General features: G+C 66.8%; 4 protein-coding genes. All 4 read left to right on the top strand.

What is annotated here, in order from left to right; translation table 11 throughout:
* The coding region (htpX, locus tag VMJ11_RS27200; protein WP_325623565.1) for a zinc metalloprotease HtpX at positions 1–747 on the top strand (747 nt) is incomplete at its 5' end.
* Between the two features lie 326 nt (positions 748–1,073).
* Positions 1,074–2,609 carry a 16S rRNA (cytosine(967)-C(5))-methyltransferase RsmB gene (rsmB, locus tag VMJ11_RS27195; protein WP_325623563.1) on the top strand — a complete coding sequence of 512 codons (1,536 nt, stop codon included), beginning with the start codon at positions 1,074–1,076 and terminating at the stop codon, positions 2,607–2,609.
* Complete coding sequence (locus VMJ11_RS27190) at positions 2,606–3,199, top strand: DUF4390 domain-containing protein (protein WP_325623561.1); 594 nt, start codon at positions 2,606–2,608, stop codon at positions 3,197–3,199. Before rsmB ends, VMJ11_RS27190 begins: the two co-directional genes overlap by 4 nt.
* Positions 3,189–5,586 (top strand): PAS domain-containing sensor histidine kinase (locus VMJ11_RS27185; protein WP_325623559.1); only part of this gene is annotated, 2,398 nt, incomplete at its 3' end. The genes VMJ11_RS27190 and VMJ11_RS27185, both read left to right, overlap by 11 nt.

Here is a 5,586-nt window from a genome sequence, read left to right as displayed (position 1 = left end):
TTCTTCGCGCTCGCCATGAACTTCTTTTCGTACTGGTATTCGGACAAGATGGTTCTGCGCATGTACAACGCGCAGGAAGTCGACGAGACCACGGCGCCGCAGTTCTATCGCATGGTGCGCGATCTGGCCACGCGCGCGGGCTTGCCGATGCCGCGCGTCTACCTCATCAATGAAGATGCGCCCAATGCCTTTGCCACGGGCCGCAACCCTGAGCACGCCGCGGTGGCGGCGACCACCGGCATCCTTCGCGTGTTGTCCGAGCGCGAGATGCGCGGGGTGATGGCGCACGAGCTGGCGCACGTGAAGCACCGCGACATTCTGATTTCGACGATCTCGGCCACCATGGCCGGTGCAATCTCGGCGCTCGCCAATTTCGCGATGATCTTCGGGGGACGTGACGAGAACGGCCGCCCTGCGAATCCGGTCGCAAGCATTGCGGTTGCGCTACTCGCGCCGATCGCGGGCGCGCTGATCCAGATGGCGATTTCGCGCGCGCGCGAATTCGAGGCGGACCGCGGCGGCGCGGAGATTTCGGGCGATCCGCAGGCGCTCGCCTCGGCGCTCGACAAGATCCACCGCTACGCGCAGGGCATTCCGTTCCCGGCTGCCGAAGAGCATCCGGCCACGGCGCAGATGATGATCATGAATCCGCTTTCTGGCGGCGGCTTGCAGAACCTGTTCAGCACGCACCCGTCCACGGAGGAGCGCATCCGCCGGTTGATGGAAATAGCCGCTGGCAGACGTTGAATCCGCAATTAAAGGGAAACGCCTCTTCGGAGGCGTTTTTTTATGACCATTCACGTGCGGGGCGACACATTGCCGCCGCGTTGCGGTCTACATGCCGAGGGCTTGCACGGCCGCCCAACGTGTAGTGCCCGACACACACAAAAACCACGAAGTAGACGCCAGGAAACACCAGGAAACGCCAAGCTGCATCGAGGACAGTGAACCCGGCTCATCCGCAAGCGCCTGCGATCGTGCACCTGAGCGGTGTTGCGCGCTCGCCACGCTACAATGGCTCGCTCGTGCTCCATTGATGCTGCGGCTCGCTGCGGCCCGCTTCCGGTTTCTTCATGACATCCAGCCCATCCAGGCGTCCGTCCGCGCCGTCCCGCGGCAAAAAGGGTTCCGTATCGCCAGCGCGCCGTCAGGGCGCGGCGGCGGCACATCATGCCATGCGTCTGGTCCCCGATTCGCTGGGCTTCGCGCTCGATCTGGCCGCACAGGCGGTCGGCGCGGTACGCGGCGGCGCGGCGTTGCCTGCCGCGCTCGCCAGCGTTTTCGCCGCGTTACCGGCCGATGTCGCGCCGCTCGCGCGCGGTGCCGTGCAGGACATCGCCTACCGCACGATGCGCAGGCTCGGCATCGTCGACTGGCTGATCCGGCAGCGCGTGAGCAAGGCGCCGCCGCCGCCCGTCGCGAACCTGCTTGCCTGCGCGCTGGCACTGCTCGTCGAAGACGAGGCGAGCGCCGCCTACACGCCGTTTACGGTCGTCGATCAGGCTGTGCGCGCCGTGGGCGCGCGCCGCGAGATGGCCTTCGCGAAGGGCCTCGTCAACGCGGTGCTGCGCGGTTTCCTGCGCGAGCGCGATGCGGCGCTCGCCACCGCAGGGGCCGATGAAATCGCGCACTGGAACTATCCGCGCTGGTGGATCGATGCGGTCCGAAGCGCGTGGCCCGCGCAGTGGCAGGCGATCCTCGCCTCCGGCAACACGCAGGGCCCGCTCACGCTGCGCGTGAACGCGCGCCGCTCGAGCGTGGCCAGCTATCTGCAGCGGCTCGCCGCCGAAAACATTGCCGCGACGCAGATCGGCGAGCACGCTGTGCGCCTCGCCGCGCCGCTGCCCGTCGAGCGCATTCCCGGCTTCCTGGCCGGCGACGTGTCCGTGCAGGACGCCGGCGCCCAACTGGCCGCGCAGTGCCTCGGCGTGCGCGACGGCATGCGCGTGCTCGACGCGTGTGCGGCGCCAGGCGGCAAGAGCGGCCATCTGCTCGAACTCGCCGACATCGACCTGATCGCGCTGGAAAGCGACGCCACCCGCGCCGCGCGCATCGGCGAAAACTTCGCGCGCCTCGGTTTTGCCGACGACGATCCCGCGCACCCGTCGCGGCACGCGAAGATCGTGGTGGGCGACGCGGGCGAGCCCGCCGCGTGGCACGACGGCGAGCTCTTCGATCGCATTCTCGCCGACGTGCCGTGCTCGGCTTCGGGCATCGTGCGTCGCCATCCGGACATCCGCTGGCTGCGCCGCGAGCGCGATATCGCCGCGCTCGTCAGCGAGCAGCGCCGCATCGCCGATGCGTTGTGGCCGCTCCTGAAGCCGGGCGGCGAGCTGCTTTATGTGACCTGCTCGATTTTCCCCGAGGAGGGCGAGGCGCAGGCGCGCTGGTTTGAAAGCACCCATGCGGATGCGGTACGATTGGACGCGCCGGGGCAACTGCTGCCGACGGCGGACCGCGCGCCGGCCGGGGAGCCAGAATGCGGCGCAGCCAACGTGGCGCAGCAGGATGCCGAAAGCGTTGCCGCAGTGCCGGCAAGCTGTCGCCCCGTTCCCGATCGCACCGCAGACCACGACGGATTCTTCTACGCGCGCTTTCAGAAACGGTGATCATCAAACGCTTCTTTCCGCTGCGGCTCGCGGCCCTGATCTGGCTGCTGCTTGCCGTCGTCGGCTTTGTGGCCGCCGCGCCGGCGCGCGCCGATTCGATCTCGGTGCAGCGCGCGTCGCTGCAGGCCGACGGCAACGGCTGGAGCCTCGACGCCCGCTTCGACTTCGAGCTCAACGGCAGCCTGGAAGACGCGGTCAACAAGGGCATTCCGCTCTACTTCACCACCGATTTCGAGCTCACGCGTCCGCGCTGGTACTGGTTCGACGAACAGCCGGTGAGCGTCTCGCAAAGCATCCGCCTGTCGTTCCAGCCGCTCACGCGTGAATATCGCGTCTCGAGCGGTGGCCTGCAGCTCGGCTTCTCGACGCTCGCGGATGCGCTCGCGGTCATCAAGCATGTGACCTCGTGGCACGTGATCGATCACAACGCGGTGCGTCTGGGCGAAACCTACACGGCCTCGGTGCGCATGCAACTCGACGTCGCGCTGATGCCCAAGCCGTTCCAGATCGACGCGGTGAACAACCGCGACTGGAACCTCGCTTCCGACTGGAAGCGCTTCAACTTCACGGTGACCGAACGTGCTAGATAAAGTGCGCCGCGCCACCAGCTTCAGCAGCGTCGTCGTCAAGCTGCTCGTTTCCACCGTCGCGTTCACCGCGACGCTGCTGCTCGTCCTGCTCGCCGCCGCGAGCGCGAACACCGAGTTCTTCGACCGCTACTACGGCTGGCTCTATGCGGCCAATATTGTCGTCGCGCTCATCTTCATGTCGGTGGTCACGGCCCTCGTGATCGTGATCGTCGTGCGCTTGAGGCGCGGAAAGTTCGGCACGCGGCTGCTCGCGAAGCTCGCGTTCTTCTTCGCGCTCGTGGGCGTGGTGCCGGGCGGCATCATCTACATCGTCTCGTATCAGTTCGTCTCGCGCTCGATCGAGTCATGGTTCGACGTGAACGTGGAGACCGCGCTCACGGCAGGCCTCAATCTCGGGCGCGGCATGCTCGACGCCTCGCTCTCCGACCTGCAGACGAAGGCGCGCCTGATGGCCGAGCAGATCGCGAGCGGCGACGCCGCCGGCACCACGCTCACGCTTTTGCGCGCGCGCGACCAGTTCGGCGTGCAGGACGCCATGATCGTCGAGCCGGTTCGCAGCATGTCGGGCGCGACGCCGGACATGCACGTGGTGGCGCAGGCGTCGAGCAACTTCTCGTCGCTCATGCCCTCCGATCTGCCCACGTCGCTCATGCTCGATCAGGCGCGCGGGCGCGGCTATGCGGCGATCGAAGGCGAAGTGGACGGCGATCCGCATCTGCACGGCCCGAAGGGCGCGCTGCGTCTGCGCGTGCTCACGCGCATTCCCGACGCGAACACCACGGACCTGCAGCCCGTCGAGCGCTTCCTGCAGCTGGAGCAGCCGGTGCCGGCCGCACTCGCGCGCAATGCGGACGCTGTGCAGCGCGCCTATCGCGAGTACCAGGAGAAGGCGCTCGGCCGCACTGGTCTGCGCAAGATGTATATCGGCACGCTCACGCTTGCGCTCTTTCTCGCCACCTTCGTTGCGATGATGCTGGCGCTCGCGCTCGGCAACCAGCTCGCACGACCGCTCTTCCTGCTCGCGCAGGGCACGAAGGAAGTGACCGAGGGGGACTACACACCCAAGCGCGAAATCAAGTCGCGCGACGAGCTGGGCTTTCTCACGCAGTCGTTCAACGCGATGACGCGCCAGCTTTCCGAAGCGCGCCAGGCCGTCGAGAAGAACCGCATCGCGCTCGAGCATTCGAAGGCGTATCTCGAAAGTATTCTCGCGAACCTCACGGCGGGCGTGTTCGTGTTCGACCGGCAGTTCCGCCTGACCACGGCGAACCCCGGTGCGGAACGCATCTTCCGTCAGCCGTTCCAGACGCAGCTGGGCGTCGCGCTCGATCACATCGGCGGGCTTTCGGAGTTCGGCTCGATGGTGCGTAAGGCGTTTGCCGACCAGGAGGCCTCGCGCGGCGACGGCGATGAGGACCGCGGCCACTGGCAGCAGCAGGTGTCGGTGCCGATCGCTGGCGAAACCGATCCGCTCACGCTGCTCGTGCGCGGAGCGCGCCTCGTTTCCGACACGGGCCGCGACGCGGGCGACATGCAGACTTCGGGCTACGTGGTCGTGTTCGACGACATCTCCGACGTGATCTCGGCGCAGCGCTCAGTCGCGTGGGGCGAGGTCGCGCGACGTCTCGCGCACGAGATCAAGAACCCGCTCACGCCGATCCAGCTCTCGGCGGAACGCCTGCAGATGAAGCTCTCGGACAAGCTCGCGCCATCGGACGCCGAAGTGCTCAAGCGCGGCGCGACCACGATCGTGAACCAGGTCGCGGCGATGAAGCAGATGGTCGACGACTTCCGCGATTACGCGCGCACGCCGCCCGCGGTGCTCGCGAACCTGCAGCTGAACGAGCTCGTGAGCGAAGTGCTCACGCTCTACGGCGCGGAGGAGGGCAAGAGTGCGATCAAGGTCGAGCTCTCCGATCTGCCGGTGATACGCGGCGACGCGACGCAATTGCGCCAGGTGATCCACAACCTGCTGCAAAACGCGCAGGACGCGGTCGCAGACACCACGAATCCTCGCGTGATGCTCGAGACGCGCGCCGTAGAATACGGAGACCCCGACGCGCAAGGCCGCACACGCGTGGCGGTGCGGCTCACGGTGTCGGACAACGGTCCCGGTTTCCCGGCGCGCATCCTCACGCGCGCGTTCGAACCCTATGTGACAACCAAAGCCAAAGGAACAGGACTCGGGCTTGCGATGGTCAAGAAGATCGTCGACGAGCACGGCGCGCGCATCGACATTCGTAATCGCCTGAAAGCGGGCGACGTGATAGAAGGCGCGCAAATCTCGATTCTGTTTCTCCAACTGGCAGATGATGCCGTCACACCCGGGCCCGGTGGATCCAGCACGACTGGCACATCGGGTCACGGGCAGGCGCGTGCCGCCACGG

Origin of the sequence: Paraburkholderia sp., from assembly GCF_035501035.1 — a bacterium.
Taxonomy (GTDB): Bacteria; Pseudomonadota; Gammaproteobacteria; order Burkholderiales; family Burkholderiaceae; genus Paraburkholderia.
Note: the sequence above shows the minus strand (reverse complement) of the source record. Positions and strands in the feature narration are given on the sequence as shown.